General features: G+C 52.8%; 21 protein-coding genes. 19 read left to right on the forward strand and 2 right to left on the reverse strand.

Annotation, left to right across the window (positions count from 1 at the left end; all coding sequences use genetic code 11):
• Both AB1483_14060 and ppsA read right to left on the reverse strand, forming a co-directional pair.
• The coding region (locus tag AB1483_14060) for a hypothetical protein (GenBank protein ID MEW6413576.1) at positions 1 to 236 on the reverse strand (236 nt) is incomplete at its 3' end.
• 288 nt (positions 237 to 524) lie between these two features.
• Positions 525 to 2,936, reverse strand: coding sequence for a phosphoenolpyruvate synthase (gene ppsA / locus AB1483_14065; protein MEW6413577.1), 2,412 nt, complete (start codon positions 2,934 to 2,936; stop codon positions 525 to 527).
• Positions 2,937 to 3,179: 243 nt separating this feature from the next.
• Here ppsA and AB1483_14070 point away from each other — a divergent pair, with 243 nt between their 5' ends.
• The 19 genes from AB1483_14070 to rnc all read left to right on the forward strand — a co-directional run bounded on the left by AB1483_14070 (position 3,180) and on the right by rnc (position 17,386).
• Positions 3,180 to 3,449, forward strand: coding sequence for an AtpZ/AtpI family protein (locus AB1483_14070; protein ID MEW6413578.1), 270 nt, complete (start codon positions 3,180 to 3,182; stop codon positions 3,447 to 3,449).
• Entirely contained in the window at positions 3,433 to 3,849 is a 417-nt protein-coding gene (locus AB1483_14075; GenBank protein MEW6413579.1) for a hypothetical protein, read from the forward strand. The genes AB1483_14070 and AB1483_14075 overlap by 17 nt, the downstream gene beginning before the upstream one ends.
• The gene (atpB, locus tag AB1483_14080; GenBank protein MEW6413580.1) at positions 3,846 to 4,700 is read left to right on the forward strand and encodes a F0F1 ATP synthase subunit A; all 855 of its coding nucleotides are present in this window, start codon (positions 3,846 to 3,848) and stop codon (positions 4,698 to 4,700) included. Before AB1483_14075 ends, atpB begins: the two co-directional genes overlap by 4 nt.
• 50 nt (positions 4,701 to 4,750) lie before the next feature.
• Complete coding sequence (gene atpE / locus AB1483_14085; GenBank protein ID MEW6413581.1) at positions 4,751 to 4,984, forward strand: ATP synthase F0 subunit C; 234 nt, start codon at positions 4,751 to 4,753, stop codon at positions 4,982 to 4,984.
• 56 nt (positions 4,985 to 5,040) lie between these two features.
• Positions 5,041 to 5,523 carry a F0F1 ATP synthase subunit B gene (gene atpF / locus AB1483_14090; GenBank protein ID MEW6413582.1) on the forward strand — a complete coding sequence of 161 codons (483 nt, stop codon included), beginning with the start codon at positions 5,041 to 5,043 and terminating at the stop codon, positions 5,521 to 5,523.
• Positions 5,524 to 5,529: 6 nt separating this feature from the next.
• Positions 5,530 to 6,078, forward strand: coding sequence for an ATP synthase F1 subunit delta (atpH, locus tag AB1483_14095; protein ID MEW6413583.1), 549 nt, complete (start codon positions 5,530 to 5,532; stop codon positions 6,076 to 6,078).
• Positions 6,079 to 6,146: 68 nt separating this feature from the next.
• Positions 6,147 to 7,655, forward strand: coding sequence for a F0F1 ATP synthase subunit alpha (gene atpA, locus AB1483_14100; GenBank protein ID MEW6413584.1), 1,509 nt, complete (start codon positions 6,147 to 6,149; stop codon positions 7,653 to 7,655).
• 34 nt (positions 7,656 to 7,689) lie between these two features.
• Entirely contained in the window at positions 7,690 to 8,553 is an 864-nt protein-coding gene (gene atpG, locus AB1483_14105; protein ID MEW6413585.1) for an ATP synthase F1 subunit gamma, read from the forward strand.
• Between the two features lie 48 nt (positions 8,554 to 8,601).
• Positions 8,602 to 10,008, forward strand: coding sequence for a F0F1 ATP synthase subunit beta (gene atpD, locus AB1483_14110; GenBank protein ID MEW6413586.1), 1,407 nt, complete (start codon positions 8,602 to 8,604; stop codon positions 10,006 to 10,008).
• A complete protein-coding gene (locus AB1483_14115; GenBank protein ID MEW6413587.1) occupies positions 10,008 to 10,418 on the forward strand; it encodes a F0F1 ATP synthase subunit epsilon in 411 nt (136 codons plus the stop codon). The genes atpD and AB1483_14115 overlap by 1 nt, the downstream gene beginning before the upstream one ends.
• Positions 10,419 to 10,674: 256 nt before the next feature.
• On the forward strand, positions 10,675 to 11,160 hold the full coding sequence (locus AB1483_14120) for a DUF177 domain-containing protein (GenBank protein ID MEW6413588.1): 486 nt from the start codon (positions 10,675 to 10,677) through the stop codon (positions 11,158 to 11,160).
• On the forward strand, positions 11,147 to 11,329 hold the full coding sequence (gene rpmF, locus AB1483_14125; GenBank protein MEW6413589.1) for a 50S ribosomal protein L32: 183 nt from the start codon (positions 11,147 to 11,149) through the stop codon (positions 11,327 to 11,329). Before AB1483_14120 ends, rpmF begins: the two co-directional genes overlap by 14 nt.
• A 45-nt stretch (positions 11,330 to 11,374) precedes the next feature.
• Positions 11,375 to 12,475 (forward strand): phosphate acyltransferase PlsX, encoded by a 1,101-nt coding sequence (gene plsX / locus AB1483_14130; GenBank protein MEW6413590.1) that lies wholly within the window; start codon positions 11,375 to 11,377, stop codon positions 12,473 to 12,475.
• Positions 12,402 to 13,391, forward strand: coding sequence for a beta-ketoacyl-ACP synthase III (locus tag AB1483_14135; GenBank protein ID MEW6413591.1), 990 nt, complete (start codon positions 12,402 to 12,404; stop codon positions 13,389 to 13,391). The genes plsX and AB1483_14135 overlap by 74 nt, the downstream gene beginning before the upstream one ends.
• A 1-nt stretch (position 13,392) precedes the next feature.
• Positions 13,393 to 14,322 carry an ACP S-malonyltransferase gene (fabD, locus tag AB1483_14140; GenBank protein ID MEW6413592.1) on the forward strand — a complete coding sequence of 310 codons (930 nt, stop codon included), beginning with the start codon at positions 13,393 to 13,395 and terminating at the stop codon, positions 14,320 to 14,322.
• A gap of 14 nt (positions 14,323 to 14,336) precedes the next feature.
• Positions 14,337 to 15,071, forward strand: a complete 735-nt coding sequence (gene fabG / locus AB1483_14145) for a 3-oxoacyl-[acyl-carrier-protein] reductase (protein ID MEW6413593.1) — start codon at positions 14,337 to 14,339, stop codon at positions 15,069 to 15,071.
• Between the two features lie 30 nt (positions 15,072 to 15,101).
• Positions 15,102 to 15,341 (forward strand): acyl carrier protein, encoded by a 240-nt coding sequence (gene acpP / locus AB1483_14150; protein ID MEW6413594.1) that lies wholly within the window; start codon positions 15,102 to 15,104, stop codon positions 15,339 to 15,341.
• A 44-nt stretch (positions 15,342 to 15,385) separates the two neighbouring features.
• Complete coding sequence (fabF, locus tag AB1483_14155) at positions 15,386 to 16,633, forward strand: beta-ketoacyl-ACP synthase II (GenBank protein MEW6413595.1); 1,248 nt, start codon at positions 15,386 to 15,388, stop codon at positions 16,631 to 16,633.
• Positions 16,634 to 17,386 carry a ribonuclease III gene (rnc, locus tag AB1483_14160; GenBank protein MEW6413596.1) on the forward strand — a complete coding sequence of 251 codons (753 nt, stop codon included), beginning with the start codon at positions 16,634 to 16,636 and terminating at the stop codon, positions 17,384 to 17,386.
• Positions 17,387 to 17,601 lie beyond the last annotated feature (215 nt).

Consider the following 17,601-nt stretch of genomic DNA (forward strand, 5'->3'; position numbering starts at 1 on the left):
TCATCCCACGGGACCGTGATACGGTGGATGTTTACGGTTTGGTTATTCGCAGCATAGACGTAGATATACAGCGTAGCTGATTGAAGCGTCGCACCCGCCGGCAGCATGAACTGCCCCAGCGCTGAAGATTGACCGAGAGTCACCGAACCTGATTCTATCGGGTACGGATCATTCTGACAGCCGGCTGTGAGGATTACTGCCAGTAAGATTAATGGCAGAAAGAAAAGAGTACGCATAAAGTTGCTCCCTTTAATTGATTGTGAGGTTCTACAATTTTCACTGGAAATCTGTTAGCCCCCTGCGAGTGGCTAAACAAACTCAAATACCCCTAAAACACCTGCAAAATCCAAAGTAATTTCAGAAATTGTGAATGTCTGTACGTGTGAAGTAATTCAACCCGCGAACCAATATACTAAAAGTGTCCTATTTGGTCAAGATTTCTTTTGCCAGGGCAACTGAGAAGGGTGTGTAACGGCAAAGTTGCTCGAAAATTGAACACTCGGATAGCGGGGTCCAGGGAATCTCTATTTTCCTTCGAGCTTGGCCAGATACACGCCGGTCTTGAGGATGGCGTCGGGGTTGAGTGATATCGAATCGATTCCCTGCTCAACAAGGAATTTGGCGAAATCGGGAAAGTCAGAAGGCCCCTGGCCGCAGATCCCGATTTTCCGCTTGTACTTTTTGGCCACCCGGATAACATCAGCAATCAGACGTCTTACTGCCTCGTTGTTTTCATTACCGAGGTGAGCGAGACGTCCCGAGTCGCGGTCCAGGCCCAGCGTAAGCTGCGTAAGATCGTTGGAGCCAATCGAGAAACCATCGAATATCTCGGCAAATTTATCCGCGAGGATTACATTCGACGGTATTTCACACATGACATAAAATTCAGTACCGTTAACACCACGCTTCAGGCCGTTTTCGGTCATTATCTTAATTACCTGTTTGCCTTCCTCGACAGTACGGCAGAACGGGACCATCACTTTTACATTGACCAGCCCCATGTCGTCACGGACTCTTTTGATGGCCCGGCACTCGAGATCGAAGGCCGGCCGATAGGCCGGGTCGCAATAGCGAGAAGCGCCACGCCAGCCAATCATGGGATTGCGTTCCTCCGGCTCGAACTGCCGGCCGCCTATTAGATCGGCGTATTCGTTGGAGCGGAAGTCAACCAGCCGGACTATTACTTCTCGCGGATAAAAAGCTGCCGCTATCGTGGCTATGCCGTAGGCGAGTTTATCGACATAGTAAGCTTTCTTGTCTGAGTAGCCCACCGTCAACGCGTTGATTCTGGCCCGCACGCCCTCGTCCGCAAGGTCCGTGTGATTCAACAAAGCCAGGGGGTGAACTTTGATGTAAGAGTTTATGATAAACTCCAGTCGGGCCAGACCGACACCATCGTTGGGGATCTGTGAGACTTTGAACGCCAGCTCAGGTGTGCCGAAGATCATCTTGAGTTGGGTCTTTTTCGGCCTTTTCAGCTTTTGCAGGCTGGTACGCTCTATTCTAAACGGAATCTTGCCGGCGTAAACCCTGCCGATATCACCTTCGCAGCAACTGACAGTCACCGGCTGATTGGGCGGAATCCGCGATGTGGCTCCATCGGCGCCCACGATAGCCGGGATACCCAGTTCGCGGCTTACGATTGCGGCGTGAGAAGTCCGGCCGCCTTCATCGGTGACGATGGCCGAGGCAATTTTCATGATTGGTTCCCAATCCGGATCGGTCATGTGGGTGACGAGAACATCCCCTTTCTTAAATCTCTCGATATACTTGGAGTCTCGAATTATGTTGGCGGTGCCGGAGCCCACCTTAGTTCCCACGGCGTGGCCGGTGACCAGCGTTTTTCCGTTTTTTTCCAGAACATAATCTTCGAGAACCTGGGTGTCGCGTCGGGAGATTACGGTTTCCGGGCGGGCCTGGACGATGAAGATGTCGTTGGTGATGCCATCCTTGGCCCACTCGATATCCATCGGTTTGGTATAACCCGCTTTCTTAGAATAATGCTCTTCTATGATCACGGCCCATTTTGCAAGCTGCAGGGCTTCATCGTCGGTAATGCTGAAGAGTTGCTGCTCTTTCTCAGGTACGGCAATAGTCTTGACCCGCTTGGCACCATTGGCGTAGACAATCCGGAGGCGTTTGGTTCCGAGGGATTTGGAGACTATCGACGGGAATCCTTTTTTCAGGGTCGGCTTGTGGACGTAGAATTCGTCGGGACACACCGCCCCCTGAACGACTATCTCGCCCAGGCCATAGGAGGCGTTTATCAGGACCATATCCTTATGCCCCGATTCGGTGTCGATTGAAAACATGACGCCCGAGGCTCCTTTGTCCGAGCGCACCATCTTCTGAACCGTGATAGACAGACCGACCGAAAGGTGGTCGAAGTGCTGATCCTCACGATAAGAAATGGCCCGGTCAGTGAACATCGATGCGAAACACTGCCGGCAGGCCTGAAGGAGGCGGGCGGTGCCTTTTATGTTGAGAAAGGTATCTTGCTGGCCGGCAAAGGATGCTTCGGCGAGGTCTTCGGCAGTCCCCGAGGACCTGACCGCGACATCGACATTGCGGCCGTACTCCTTCTCCAGTCGGGCGTAGTTCTCTGTGATGGCCCTTTCCAGGTCCTCGGGAAAGGGAGCCTCAAGAATCAGGTTTCGGACGCGCGCACCTCGTTCGCGAAGGTTGGAGATATTGGTGGTATCGAGATCTTTGAGAGTCTGCTTGATTTTCTTTTCGATTCCAGCCTTCTTGAGAAGATAAAAGTAGGCTGCCGCGGTGATAGCGAAGCCGTTGGGGACTCTTATGCCGCTTTTGGTGAGGTTGCGGTACATTTCCCCGAGGGAGGCGTTTTTGCCGCCGACGATGGAGATATCATCGAGACCTATCTCGGAAAACCAGAGGATAAGCCTGCGTTTCTTGCCGTTGTTTTTGGACATTTAGCTAAAAAAAGGTGGAGCGTTTTATATAACTATTACGAAGTGAGAGTCCGAAACCGGAGAAAAAATAATCGTGGAGCGATTTTATTTCCATTCGGATGGGATCAACACAGCCATCGCTCGCGGTGTTAATCACCATGGACTTAAACGGTGATTGAAGTAGAAAATAATGGACAAAAAAGGGTTGACTTTGGATGCGGCGTGGCTATATTTGCGGCTTATGATTATTGAAGGCGGGGTGTAGTGTCCTCATTTTACCCTAAGCCTAATCAGAAGCCCGGCAAAGACATAAGACAATTCAGTCTCCTGGTTTCAGTGCCGGCAATCATGTTTGCCGCTCCGGCGGTTGGTTACGTTATCGGAAATTGGGCTGACAATAAATTTGGAACAGACCCTTATTTGTTAATTGTTGGTGTTATTTTTGGGTTTACTGCCGCCGGAGTCGAGGTCTACAGGCTTGTGAAAAAGTCTTCGGCACTGGATGAAAACAAGAAAAATGAAGACCGGCTTTGAATTAGACTTCATCGATCGAACTCTCAAGACAACGGGAATTGTCCTTTTGATAAGCCTGATATTCGGGCTTTATTATTTCGGGCTCTGGCCGACTCTGGCTTTCTTCTCAGGTGGCATATGGGGGATGGTCAATATCATCTTTTTGACCGGGCTTGTACGGGCGACGATTCGACCTGATAAAGCCGACACCATGAAGGCGGCAGGGCTGGCGATAATCAAGTTCCCGCTTTTGTATCTGGCGGGCTATTTCCTGCTTAAAGTGCCTCAATTCGAGCCGCTGCATCTTTTAGCTGGATTTTCCCTTCTTTTCTTAGTATTAGTCCTCAAGGTTGTCGGACGAGCGGTTCTTGGTTTGGACGAAACCAACCGGCAGCCCACTAATCCTGGTCAGGTGTTATGACAGCAAGCGTATTGAGCAACATAATTGGGATTGGTCTTGTAAGATGGACACCATATCTGTCGGTTGCCGCCGGAGGCGGCGAACACGGCAGCGGTCCGCCGCACCTACCCAATGTCTTTTCCCTGCTTTACCATTATGGCGTAATGCCGGAATCGATATATCATTTTACTAACGAGTGGATTAATGTCATTTATGCCTTTTTCACGGCGATCATAATGAGCGTTATCGCCATTCGCATATACTCCCGGCGCAAAATGATACCCGATAAGGGCCAGAACCTGGTGGAAATGCTCGTCGAGAGCATGTACAATTTCTTCTATTCGATTCTCGGAGAGGATGCCAAGAGGTACACCCCGTTTCTGGGTACCCTGTTTTTCTATATTCTGTTCAACAATTTCTGGGGATTGATCCCGGGCGGTCACTCACCGTCGACAAGCATCAATATCACCGCCTCGCTGGCCATACTCGTATTTCTCTATGCTCAGTATACCGGTGTTCAGAGGCTGGGTATAGTCGGATACCTCGATCACCTGGCCGGTCAGCCCAGATCGGTGATTACGTGGTGCCTGGTTCCGCTTTTGCTGCCCATACATATTATAGGCGAGCTGGCCAAGCCGTTCAGTTTGGCGGTTCGTCTTTTCGGTAACATCACCGGCGAGGATGTTCTCGTGGCGGCCTTTGTGGGATTGGGAATCACGGCGTTGTCCTTTATGCACTCGCCGATTGGTCTGCCATTAAATGTACCGTTTATTTTGCTGGGTCTGATGCTGTCAACGATTCAAGCCCTGGTGTTCACGATTCTCTCGACCATATACATTTTGTTGATGCTGCCTCACGAGGAACATCATTGATAGAGAAAAATACAGAGATTCTATAAAAAGAAACTAGTTAGGAGGAAAAAATGGATTATCAGTCAATGTTAGCATGGGCTCTTCCGATGGGTGTGGGAGTTGCCGCAGTGGGTTCCGCCCTCGGGCTGGGTCGTGCTGTTGGTTCCGCCATGGAAGCCATGGGCCGTCAGCCGGAAGCAGCCGGCAAGATTCAGACCGCGATGGTAATCGGCGCGGCCTTTATCGAGGCGCTCACCTTGTATGCTCTGCTGGTATTCTTTATTCTGTCAGGCAAGATTGGTTGACCGGGGCGATACCATCGAGGTGTTAAAAACCGGCAGACCAAATATAAGGTGAGGCTATGGATATACAGCTACAACAGATAATCACACATGCTGTAGGCTTTATCATAACTCTGTGGATTCTCAAGAGATTCGCCTGGGGTCCGCTTCTGGCCATGATGGAGGAGCGGCGCAACAAAATAGTGGGCGAGTTTCAAAAGATAGAGGATCACAAGGCCGAGGTCGATAAGCTGGCCGCCGATTATGAGGCCAGGCTGAAGGATATCGACAACGAGCGCCGGGCGAAACTCGTTGAAGCCGTCAACGAGGGCAAGAAAGTGGCCGAGGAAATCAAGGCCGCCGCGCAGGCCGATGCCCGCAAGATCACGGAGAAAGCCAAAGCCGAACTGAAAATGGATGTCGACAAGGCCAAAGTCGAATTGAAGGAAGAAATGATCAAGCTCACCATGACCGCGGCCGAGAAGATTATCCGCGAAAGGCTCGACAGCGACAAACATCGCGAAATGATCGGGCGATTCATTGATAACGTGGAGAAGGCATAACAGACTATGCTGATCTGGGAAGTTGCCAGAAGGTACGCGCACGCGCTGTATTTATCGGCCGAAGGCAAAGGGCTGTTAAATATCGCGTATGAGCAGCTCAATGACCTGAGCGATTTCGTCCAAAAGGATCCCAAACTCCGGAATTTCCTAAGCGCCCCGCAGGTGCTCGAGGAAAGCAAAAAGGATCTGGTCAGAAAAGTATTCGCTCAGCGTATCGACCGCCTCCTGGTCGAGTTTCTGGTAGTGCTGATTGACAAAGGCAGAATCAGGTACCTGGTCGAGATCATTGATGAGTTCGGACGCCTGGTCGAGGCTCATCAGGGGGTCGGACGGGTCACCGTGATAACCGCCGTCACGCTCACCGACAGCGAGCGCGAGCAGCTTTCCCGGAAGATGGCAGCCAAGACCGGACTCAAGATTGTTCTCGAAGAGAAAATCGATCCGTCGATAATCGGTGGTCTGATAGTCCTGCTCCATGATGAAATTATCGATGGTTCGGTGAAGCATGGATTGAATTTAGTGCGAGATCAATTGGAAGGCGTTCGGGTGCACTGAGCGTCGCTTCCGGCAAAACGGCAAACGAGTGAATATAAAAACCAAGCGAAGCTTGTAGGAGTACGATGATGGGTCTTAACCCTGAAGAAGTATCATCGGTATTAAGACAAGAGATTGAAAAATACGAGTCCAAGCTGGAGATGGAGTCGGTTGGCACTGTCTTGCAGGTTGGCGACGGTATAGCCCGCATATGGGGCCTCGAGGATGTCCAGATGTCCGAGTTGATTCAATTCCCCGGCGACATTATGGGGCTGGTGTTGAATCTCGAGGAGGACAATGTCGGCGCCGCCATCTTCGGGTCCGATGTCGATATCAATGAAGGTGATACTGTAAGACGCACGGGCAAAGTTGCCTCGGTGCCTGTTGGCGATGCCCTGGTCGGGCGTGTCGTAAATCCTCTGGGGCAGCCCATCGACGGTAAAGGCCCCATTGTTACCGATAAATATCGCGTCATCGAAGGAAGGGCACCCGGTGTGGTGGAAAGACAGCCGGTAAGAGAGGCCCTGCAGACCGGCTTGAAGGCGATCGACTCGATGATACCGATCGGTCGCGGCCAGCGAGAACTGATTATCGGTGACCGTCAGACGGGAAAAACGGCTCTGGCTATCGACACGATTATCAATCAGAAAAACACTGATGTAATTTGTATATATGTAGCCATCGGTCAGAAGGCTTCGACTGTCGCACAGGTAGTGGAGACTCTTCGCAAACACGGCGCCATGGAATACACTATCGTAGTGTCGGCATCAGCGACCGATCCCGCCCCGCTTCAGTATATCGCCCCCTACGCCGGTTGCGCTATGGGTGAGGAGTTCCGCGACAACGGCGGTCACGTTCTGTGTATCTATGACGACCTCTCCAAACAGGCGGCATCTTACCGTCAGCTTTCGCTGCTTCTGAGGCGTCCGCCGGGACGCGAAGCTTATCCGGGTGACATTTTCTACTGCCACTCGCGTCTTTTGGAGCGCGCGGCCAAGCTGTCCGATGAACTCGGCGGCGGGTCGCTGACGGCGCTACCAATCATCGAAACACAGGCCGGCGACGTATCGGCATACATCCCCACCAACGTGATTTCGATTACCGATGGCCAAATATTCCTCGAAGGCGAGTTGTTCTTCGCCGGTATTCGCCCCGCCATCAACGTAGGTATCTCCGTGTCGCGAGTGGGCGGCAACGCGCAGGTGAAGATGATGCGTCAGGTGGCTGGATCTCTCAAGCTGGATTTGGCGCAGTATCGCGAACTCGCGGCCTTCACGCAGTTCGGTTCGGACCTCGACGAAGGCACGCGCAGACAGCTAAACCGCGGCGAAAAGATGGTCGAGCTGCTCAAGCAGGGACAGTATGTGCCGATACCGGTGGCTCAGCAGGTTATGATAATCTGGGCCGGCACGAAGGGGCATCTGGACAGTATTCCCACGGCCGCGATTGGCAAATTCGAGAAGGAATTTATCGCGTTCTGTGAGAAGAACTATCCCGATATCGAACACAATCTGACCCAGGAAAAGATAATCAGCGATGCCACTCAGGCGAAACTCGAATCGGCTGTAAAGGAATTCAAAGGGCAGTTCAAAGCGTAGGTGTTTTTGAGCTGTGTATTCATAGAATGATTCTATGGCGACACTTAGAGAAGTAAAAAAGCGAATCAGGTCGGTCGTATCCACCAAGCGCATCACCAAGGCGATGGAGATGGTGGCTGCCGCCAACCTGCGACGGGCGCAACAGAAAGTCGAACAGTCGCGGCCGTATTCGAAGATGATGGAGCAGTTGCTCAGCCATTTGGCCGGAGCGTCATCCGATGACATTACGCATCCGTTTTTCGAAGAACGTGATATCAGCAGGAAAACGCTGGTGGTGATTACTTCGGATCGCGGCCTGTGCGGTTCATACAATGGCAACGCTATTCGCATGGCCCACCAGTGGCTGAACGACAACAAGGATTTCGAGTGCGAGGTGGTCTGTGTCGGCAAACGCGGCAACGATTTCTTCAAGCGCCGCCAGTGGCCGATAGTCGGCTACTGGACCGACTGGAGCGGCGCGATAGATTACTCAAAAGCCAAAGACATTTCCCGCTTTCTCACTTGGCGCTTTTTGAAGGGCGAGACCGACGAAATCACCATATTGTTCACGAGATTCATATCGACCGTGAGTTATCGCCTGTCCGTAGAACGCTACCTGCCCGTGGCCAAGCCGAAGGCGGAAGAAGACGCCGGCTATAACATCGATTACATCTTCGAGCCGTCGGCGGAGGCCATCTATGGATCCATCCTGCCGAATTACACGACCTCCAAGCTGATAATGGCGCTGGCGGAGTCGTTTGCCTCCGAACATGGAAGCCGGATGATAGCGATGGGTAACGCGACTTCGAACGCCGAAGAAATGGTTGATACACTCACGCTCGACTATAACAAGGCCCGTCAGGCGCAGATTACCACCGAGCTGTTGGAGGTGGTGTCGGGCGCTGAGGCTTTGAGGTAGGACACATATAAAGAAAAAGAATGTTGACAATAAATTGGAGTATACTCGATGGCTGAAAACATCGGAAAAGTGGTGCAGGTAATCGGCCCGACTGTGGACTGCGAGTTCCCGGCCGGTTCTTTGCCGAATATATTGAACGCAATCAAGATTAAAGACCCTTCCAAAAACATTGATCTGACTGTCGAGGTCGCCATGCACATTGGCGACAATGTCGTGCGGTGCGTGGCGCTGGCGTCAACAGACGGTCTGGTGAGGGGCACTAAAGCGGTTGATACCGGCGGAACAATCACCGTGCCGGTCGGCAAAATCTCCCTGGGCAGGGTTTTCAATCTTCTCGGCGAACCGATCGACCGCAAGGATCCCCTGCCGGCTGACGTTAAAAGACTGCCGATTCACCGTGAGGCTCCCTCCTTTGAAGAACAGTCCACCGAGACACAGCTCTTTGAGACGGGAATCAAGGTGGTGGACCTTCTGGAACCGTACTCGAAAGGCGGCAAGGTTGGTTTGTTCGGCGGCGCCGGTGTGGGTAAGACAGTGGTTATTCAGGAGTTGATTCACAACATTGCCACCGAGCACGGCGGCTATTCCGTGTTCTGCGGTGTGGGCGAACGGACACGCGAAGGTAACGACCTCTGGTTGGAAATGACGGAGTCCGGCGTAATCGCCAAGACCGCGATGGTCTTTGGCCAGATGAACGAACCTCCGGGCGCGCGGCTCAGAGTCGGTCTTTCGGGTCTGACCATGGCCGAGTATTTCCGCGATGAAGAAAATCAGGACGTGCTTCTGTTTATCGATAATATCTTCCGTTTCGTTCAGGCCGGTTCCGAAGTGTCGGCGCTTCTCGGCCGTATGCCCTCGGCGGTTGGTTATCAGCCCACGCTCGGCACGGAGATGGGCGACCTTCAGGAGCGTATCACTTCCACGAAGGCCGGTTCGATTACCTCGGTACAGGCTATTTACGTGCCCGCCGACGACCTGACCGATCCGGCCCCGGCGACGACATTCTCGCACCTTGATGCTACTACGGTGCTATCGCGTCAGATTGCCGAACTGGGTATCTATCCCGCGGTGGATCCGCTTGACTCGACCTCGCGCATTCTCGATCCCAATATCGTGGGCGAAGATCACTACCGGGTGGCCCGCGGCGTACAGAAAATCCTGCAGCGCTACAAAGACCTTCAGGATATCATTGCCATTCTGGGTATGGACGAGTTGAACGAAGAGGACAAGCTCACGGTGCAGCGCGCTCGTAAGATTCAGCGCTTCCTGTCCCAGCCGTTCCACGTTGCAGAGCAGTTCACCGGCAAACCGGGCAAGTATGTGAAGATCGAAGACACTATCAAGGGGTTCGATGAATTGATCTCGGGCAAGCTCGATCACATTCCGGAACAAATGTTTTTCATGGTCGGCGGGCTTGATGAGGTCCTTGAAAACTATGAAAAATCCAAAGGCTGATGGAACTGTTTGACCTTTCCATAGTAACGCCGGAGAAAGTTTTTCTCGAGGCGAAAGCAAAGTCTATCGTTATCCCCGGCTCTGAAGGGTATCTGGGGGTGTTGCCACATCACGCTCCGCTGATCACGGCTCTAAAGCCGGGAAGGCTGGAGTTTACCGATGTCGACGATAAGACCCACGTGCTGGCGGTGTCCGCCGGCTTTCTCGAAGTCTCCCGTAATCATGTCAATCTTCTGATTGAGGCGGTAGAATATGCCGATGATATCGATCTTCAGCGCGCCGAGCTGGCTTATAAAACCGCGAAAGAAAAGCTGACTACGGAAGGCTCGGAAATCGATGTTCAGGCCGAAGAGGCAGCTATGGCAAGGGCTGCCAACAGGATGAAGATTTACCGCGAAACCCATAAATAGACGCCCGGTCAAGATCAGCTACAACGGACTGCTTCCCCCAGTTTACCGTCTATAAAGTGCGGCGCTTATCGCTGCCCCGTCAAGTCTGCGGCCCGCACCGGTCGAATACGGTTAAGCTATTGTGATACATAGTATTTAGGGGTCGTTTTCTGCTTGACTTTTGGGGCCATATTCCGTAAACTCTTAGGCTATGATATTGCATTTGCGGGAATTCGAAACATTTCCGGTCCACATGTCGTTAAAGGGTGACCCGGACATGATCAAGGTTGATTATGACAGCGTGGCGGCTGTCAACAGTATTGATCTGCGTCTGGATATCCAGAAATCAGGCGATGAGTACTACTGTCAAGGAGTGGCAAACGCCAGCGTTAAACTAGTGTGTGCTCGCTGCCTCGCTGAGTTTGACCTTAAGTTGTCCAACAGCACGGATTTCATTATCTGTTCCCGTGAATGGCACGAAAATAATCGCGATGCGATTGATAATGAGGATTACGTATATTTACAAGGTGGCGATTTGACGGCGGATCTAACCGATATTGTCCGTCAGACGCTTATAACTGCGCTTGACCTGAAACCGTTGTGTTCGGAAGGCTGCCGGGGAATCTGCTGTCACTGCGGGGCCGATCTGAACCATGAATCCTGTTCCTGTCATCAGGACAAGACAGACACACGGTGGGAAGGGCTTAAGCAGCTATCGCACATAATGAAGGAAAACAAAGGAATCACTGATGCCTCTTCCTAAAAGACGACATTCGCGCACGAGAGGGCGTAAACGCCGCACCGGCTGGACTCTTGCTACTCCCAACGTAGTGGACTGCCCTCAGTGCCATCACCCACGACTGCCCCATCACATTTGTACCCATTGTGGCTATTATAACGGCAAAAAAATCATTGGGGTGAAAGAAGTATAAAATCCCGGGGAGAGTTGCTAAAGGATTGTTGATACTATTGCTGTTATGACAGCGAATAAACAACATGCGGTCGTTCTGGATGTTATGGGCGCCGACGGCGGCGTTGAGCCTATCATTCAGGGCGGCGTAGATGCGGCCAGAAAGCTTGGCGGCAAGCTCAAGGTCGTCTTTGTCGGCCGACGCGATGAGATCGAAAAGGTTCTCGCCACGGTGGAAGAGCTGCCTTCGAATCTCTCTATCGAGCACGCCGATGATATTGTGCCGATGCACATAGCCGCTACCGACGGTGTTCGCATGCGGAACAGCTCCGTATCGGTCGGGATGCGTCTGGTGAAGGCCGGCAAAGCCGATGCCTTCGTATCGCCGGGTAACACCGGCGCGGTGATGGCGACAGCGCTTTTGACACTGGGTAGAATCGAGGGTGTAAGTCGCCCGGCCATAACGACACTGTTCCCGACATCGACCGGTAAGAGAACAGTTGTTCTCGACGCAGGCGCCAACGCCGATTGCAAGCCACAGCACCTGTCGCAATTCGCCGTGATGGGTTCGGTTTATGCCTCCGTGGTCTCAAAAATAGAGCATCCCCGGGTCGGCTTGATTTCTATCGGTGAGGAGCGCAGCAAGGGCAACGACCTGATATTCAACGCCCAGAAATTGCTCAAGGACTCAAAGATAAATTTCGTGGGAAATATCGAGGGACGGGACATTCTCTCGGGTACTATCGATGTTGCCATTACGGATGGCTTTACCGGCAACATACTGCTGAAATTTGCCGAATCGATAAAGCCGATGCTGGTTAAGTCGATACAACGCCAGATTCAGACCAATATTTTCTCGCGGATCGGAGCCATGCTGCTTCTGCCGTTTTTGAAGCGGATGCGCAACACTTTCGATTACGCCGAAATGGGCGGCGCCCCGCTTCTTGGTGTCGATGGCATCGTCGTTATCTGTCACGGATCATCTAACGCCAGGGCAATCTCGAATGCCATGATCGTCGCCTATGAAATGGCGGCCAAAGAGATCAAGAAACGCATCCACGATGAGCTAATAACAAATCACTTCGGACAAAGTAATGGATCGCAAAATAAGAGCGAAAATAATCGGAACGGGGTCGTATGCTCCTCCGAATCGAATGACCAACGCTGATTTCGAGAAGCTGGTCGATACTTCGGATGAGTGGATCGTATCCCGAACAGGGATAAGAGAAAGACGCATCGCCGAAAACGGCATGGCGACATCGGATATGGCCGTTGAGGCGGCGAAAGGCGCCCTTGATATGGCCGGGTATACGGGGGAGGAGATAGACCTGGTCGTAGTCGGCACCGTTACGCCGGATTACAAATTGCCGTCGACCGGATGCGTGATGCAGGAAAAAATGAATCTGCCGAACGCCGTCGCGTTCGACATCGCTTCCGCCTGCACAGGATTCATCAGCGGGTTGTCAATCGCCTCTCCGTTTATAGAAACAGGAAAATATAAAAGCGCGCTCGTCATCGGTGTGGAAAAGCTTTCAGCATTCACCAATTACAAGGACCGTAACACGTGTGTACTCTTCGGCGACGCCGCCGGGGCCGCGGTGGTCTCCGGTAGCGAAGATGAATCCGGTATTGTTTCGACCTATATCAAATCCGATGGTTCGATGCGGGAGTTGCTCTGGTCCGAAGTCGGTGGCACAGTCAACCCCTACAGCAAGGAATTTCAGTTTGACGGACGCGACAAGATTATGATGAACGGCTCGGATGTATTCAAAGTCGCCGTGCGCGAAATGTGTAACGCCGCCCTCAAAGTGCTCGACGACGCCGGGTTGACCGGGGCCGATATTTCGCTGGTGATACCTCATCAGGCCAACATTCGCATTATTGATGCCCTCGCGAAACGCCTTAAGGTCGACGAGAGCAAAGTATATATAAATATTGAAAATTACGGGAATACTTCAGCTGCCTCGATTCCGCTGGCGCTCGACGAAGCTAATCGGGCCGGAAGGATCAAAAAGGGTGATTACGTTTTGATGGTGGCATTCGGAGGCGGACTCATCTGGGGCTCGGCTCTGGTAAGGTGGTAATATGAGTAAGACAGCACTATTTTTCCCCGGACAGGCGTCACAGTATGTCGGTATGGGCCGCGACCTCTACGAATCATCGGATAAGGTCAAAGCTCTGTATGACCTCGCCAGCAGCGAGATCGGCGCGGATATCGCGAAGATATCGTTCGAAGGTCCGGCGGAAGAACTCAAACGTACCAGATTCACCCAGCCGGCGATTTTGCTTCACGCCCTGGGAGTGTTGACCATTCTGGGCGATAAGCTCCCGGCTTTTGACTACGCCTGCGGTCACTCGCTGGGTGAGTATGCCGCGCTGGCGGTTACCGGCGCGATGACGTTTGAAGACGCCATCCGGGCGGTTGTCAAACGGGCGGCTCTCATGGAGGATGCCTGTCAGAAAAATCCCGGCACGATGGCGGCCATCATGGGACTGGATTTTGCGCAGGTCGAGGACATTTGTCGACGAGCGTCGTCGAAGGGAGTAGTAATTCCTGCCAATTTCAACTCGAATATTCAAATTGCTATATCCGGCGCCATTGCTTCGGTGGAAGAGGCCGTCGAACTGGCCCGGGAGGCCAAGGCCAAAAGAGCGATAATACTCGAGGTCGGCGGGGCGTTTCATTCGCCGTTGATGGAGCCGGCCCGGGTCGGACTTCAGGAGTATCTCAAAAATCTGCCAATAAAAAACCCATCGGTGCCGGTAGTGGCGAATGTGACAGCATCATCGGTTATGGATGCCGAGGATATCCGCACTCTTCTGGTTCAGCAGGTCACCGAGCCGGTGCGCTGGTCTCAGACGATGGATTACCTGGTAAAAAGCGGCGTGACCAAAGTGGTCGAGATCGGACCCGGCAAAGTGCTGAGCGGGCTGGCAAAACGTGATATGAAACCGGAGCAGATGCTCAACCTCGATACCCTTGCCGATATCGAGAGTTTTGCTGCGGGCAACTGATGAGAGGGGTAGTCATGAATTTTGAAGGCAAGACAGTGATAGTGACGGGATCGGCCAGAGGGATTGGCCGGGCCATCGCGGAGAAGTTTGTTGCCCTGAAGGCCAGGGTTGTCCTGTGCGATATCGACCAGGGTCTGGTGGACCAGACGGCCCGTGAAATTGGGGGAGATACGGTCGGGATTAAGGCTGATGTCACCAATCAGGCCGATATCGACAGCCTTTTCGCCAAAACACTCGAGAAATTCGGTTCGGTCGATATTGTCGTAAATAATGCGGGGATAACCCGAGACACCCTGATGATAAGGATGGACGAGAAAGATTGGGATATGGTACTTGACATAAATCTCAAAGGTTCATTTCTTGTCACGAAAGCCGCGGCTAAGATTATGATGAAGCAGCGGTATGGACGCATCGTAAATATAAGTTCGGTGGTTGGTCTGAGCGGCAATGCCGGCCAGGCCAATTACTCTGCCTCGAAGGCAGGGCTTATAGGCCTGACCAAATCGGCCGCGAAAGAACTTGGAGCGCGCGGTGTTACCGTCAACGCCGTGGCGCCCGGATTTATCGCCACCGATATGACCGCGAATCTTCCGCAGCAGGCCAAAGAAGCGTTTCTCGGTAAAGTTCTGATCAAACGTCCGGGTACGCCGGACGATGTAGCTTCAACGGTGCTCTTTTTGGCATCGGATGAGGCTTCATACATCACCGGCCAGGTGCTGGCCGTTGATGGCGGTTTGACAATAGCATAATACTGTAATACAACTTAAAAGGAGTTAGCAATGTCAGTCGAAGAGAGAGTTAAGGAAATTATCGTTGAGCAGCTTGGGGTGGAAGCCGGTCAGGTTACCGAACGCGCGAAATTTGTCGAGGACCTTGGCGCCGATTCCCTCGATACCGTCGAGTTGGTCATGGCTCTCGAAGAAGAATTCTCGATAGAAATCCCGGATGAAGACGCCGAGAAGATCGTCTCGGTCGGCGACGCCATCAATTACATTACGACGCATTCGGAGAATAAGTAAGAGTATTCGCCGGACGTTGTTCACCATTTAGAGAACTGACGAATATGAATAACAGAGTTGTCATTACCGGGATGGGCGTCATCACGCCGGTGAGTAATTCACTCGATGGATTCTGGAAGGCCCTTCTGGAAGGGCGGTCCGGGATCGCTCCGATTACTCGCTTTGATGCTTCCGCTTATCCGACCCGTATTGTCGGCGAAGTGAAGGATTTCAATCCGGACAATTACATGGACAAGAAGGAAGCTCGTCGGATGGATCTGTCGGAACAGTATGCGATGGCGGCCTCCGAGCAGGCGATAAACGACAGCGGCATCAATCTTGAGACGGTCGATAAGGATCGTTGCGGAGTGGTTATCGGCAGTGGCATCGGCGGGATATCGACCTTCGAGAAACAGCACAGCCTTCTGGAAAACTCCGGGCCGGGCCGGGTTTCGCCTTTCTTCATCCCGATGATGATCATCGATATGTGCGCGGGGTTGGTTTCGATACGCTACGGGTTCAGGGGTCCGAATTACGCGACCGTCTCGGCCTGCGCGTCATCGGCTCACGCTCTGGCCAATGCTTTTCATATCATTCAGCGCGGCGAGGCCGACATAATGATTGCCGGCGGAGCCGAGGCCACCATTACGCCAACCGCCCTGGCAGGGTTCTGCCAGGCGAAGGCTCTTTCGACGCGCAATGACGAGCCCGAACGGGCGTCCCGCCCGTTCGACAAGGACCGCGATGGTTTCGTGATGGGCGAAGGAGCCGCCATAATCGTGCTTGAGTCGCTCGAGCATGCCAAAGCCAGAGGCGCCAGGGTCTACGCTGAATTCCTCGGAGCCGGTTCCACCGCGGACGCCCACCATATTACCGCTCCTCATCCGGATGGTTACGGTGCGCGCAAGTCGATTGAGCTGGCCATAAAATACGCCGGCATCACCAACGATCAGGTTGATTACGTTAACACTCACGGAACCTCCACGGAACTCGGGGACATTTCGGAGACCAAGGCTCTCAAGGAGGTGCTTGGCGGGCGCGCCTACAAGATTCCGATAAATTCGACCAAGTCGATGATCGGGCATTTGCTTGGCGCGGCCGGAGCTGTCGAAGCCATAACCACGGCTAAATCGATCGCGGAGCAAGTTGTACATCCCACGACGAATCTCGACAACCCCGATCCCGAGTGCGACCTTGACTACGTGCCCGAAGGCAAACGGAGCTGTGCCATCAACTATGCCATTTCCAACTCGTTCGGCTTCGGCGGTCACAACGTCACCCTCGTTCTGGGAAAACTCGATGGCACTCACTAGATGGGCTTCTGGGAATATTTAAAGCATATCGTAAATATACCCAAAGGGTTTGACGCTGAAGCCCGTCTGGCCGAGGTACAGAATATAATCGGCTATCATTTTCGCGATGAGTCACTGCTCTTGCTGGCGCTGACTCATCGCTCCTATCACCGCCAGTTGGAGGAGTTCCGTCCTTCCAACGAACGATTGGAATACCTGGGGGACTCGGTCCTCGGTCTGATAATTGCCGATCAACTCTATCATGATCATCCTTACTGGCGTGAAGGCAAACTCACCAAGACCAAGGCCAAGCTCGTTAACGAATCAACCCTCTCCGCTATCGGCAGGGAAATCAAACTGAACGCTTATGTACTTTTGTCTCCCGAGGAAGACCGTCTGGGCGGCCGGGAGCGTCCGTCGATCATTTCCGACGCGTTCGAGTCGGTCATTGGGGCGGTTTATCTCGACGGCGGGTGCGACGCCGCGCGCGACGTGGTCCTGAGACTGATATATCTTCGCAAGGAAATGATTCTTGCCGACGCCTCGCAGCGCAACTACAAAGGAGCGTTGCTGGAGTTGATGCAGGCCAGAGGCGATGGGATGCCGCGCTACGATGTCGTCAGAGAGACGGGACCGGACCACGAGAAGGAGTTCAAGGTCGTCGTGTTCATCGGCGACAAACGCGTGGGCACCGGTGTGGGATTCTCCAAGAAGGAAGCCGAGCAGAGAGCCGCGGCGATGGCGCTTGATATTCTCGAGAACGGTGAAGACTGATCACGCGTACGAACCCTTCACATCCGTTACGATTTTACTTTTTCTACGAACTCCGACGGTGATTTTCGCGATTTTTTATTTGACAATTTTCCCAACATCCCTTATCAACAAACGGGTTGCAAAGATTTCGCGATGAAAAGAGCAACGATCCGAAGAAGAATGCAATGCACAAACTAATTCTTTAACCATCGGTAACCTTTACAAAGGAGTGATTC

The sequence above is a fragment of the Candidatus Zixiibacteriota bacterium genome (genome assembly GCA_040756055.1).
Taxonomy (GTDB): Bacteria; Zixibacteria; MSB-5A5; order GN15; family FEB-12.

Excerpts from the sequence above, each read along its gene's own strand:
- ppsA (MEW6413577.1), bottom strand. The coding sequence starts at position 2,936 with ATGTCCAAAAACAACGGCAAGAAACGCAGGCTTATCCTCTGGTTTTCC.
- AB1483_14075 (MEW6413579.1), top strand. The coding sequence starts at position 3,433 with ATGAAGACCGGCTTTGAATTAGACTTCATCGATCGAACTCTCAAGACA.
- atpB (MEW6413580.1), top strand. The coding sequence starts at position 3,846 with ATGACAGCAAGCGTATTGAGCAACATAATTGGGATTGGTCTTGTAAGA.
- atpE (MEW6413581.1), top strand. The coding sequence starts at position 4,751 with ATGGATTATCAGTCAATGTTAGCATGGGCTCTTCCGATGGGTGTGGGA.
- atpF (MEW6413582.1), top strand. The coding sequence starts at position 5,041 with ATGGATATACAGCTACAACAGATAATCACACATGCTGTAGGCTTTATC.
- atpH (MEW6413583.1), top strand. The coding sequence starts at position 5,530 with ATGCTGATCTGGGAAGTTGCCAGAAGGTACGCGCACGCGCTGTATTTA.
- atpA (MEW6413584.1), top strand. The coding sequence starts at position 6,147 with ATGGGTCTTAACCCTGAAGAAGTATCATCGGTATTAAGACAAGAGATT.
- atpG (MEW6413585.1), top strand. The coding sequence starts at position 7,690 with ATGGCGACACTTAGAGAAGTAAAAAAGCGAATCAGGTCGGTCGTATCC.
- atpD (MEW6413586.1), top strand. The coding sequence starts at position 8,602 with ATGGCTGAAAACATCGGAAAAGTGGTGCAGGTAATCGGCCCGACTGTG.
- AB1483_14115 (MEW6413587.1), top strand. The coding sequence starts at position 10,008 with ATGGAACTGTTTGACCTTTCCATAGTAACGCCGGAGAAAGTTTTTCTC.
- AB1483_14120 (MEW6413588.1), top strand. The coding sequence starts at position 10,675 with ATGATCAAGGTTGATTATGACAGCGTGGCGGCTGTCAACAGTATTGAT.
- rpmF (MEW6413589.1), top strand. The coding sequence starts at position 11,147 with ATGCCTCTTCCTAAAAGACGACATTCGCGCACGAGAGGGCGTAAACGC.
- plsX (MEW6413590.1), top strand. The coding sequence starts at position 11,375 with ATGACAGCGAATAAACAACATGCGGTCGTTCTGGATGTTATGGGCGCC.
- AB1483_14135 (MEW6413591.1), top strand. The coding sequence starts at position 12,402 with ATGGATCGCAAAATAAGAGCGAAAATAATCGGAACGGGGTCGTATGCT.
- fabD (MEW6413592.1), top strand. The coding sequence starts at position 13,393 with ATGAGTAAGACAGCACTATTTTTCCCCGGACAGGCGTCACAGTATGTC.
- fabG (MEW6413593.1), top strand. The coding sequence starts at position 14,337 with ATGAATTTTGAAGGCAAGACAGTGATAGTGACGGGATCGGCCAGAGGG.
- acpP (MEW6413594.1), top strand. The coding sequence starts at position 15,102 with ATGTCAGTCGAAGAGAGAGTTAAGGAAATTATCGTTGAGCAGCTTGGG.
- fabF (MEW6413595.1), top strand. The coding sequence starts at position 15,386 with ATGAATAACAGAGTTGTCATTACCGGGATGGGCGTCATCACGCCGGTG.
- rnc (MEW6413596.1), top strand. The coding sequence starts at position 16,634 with ATGGGCTTCTGGGAATATTTAAAGCATATCGTAAATATACCCAAAGGG.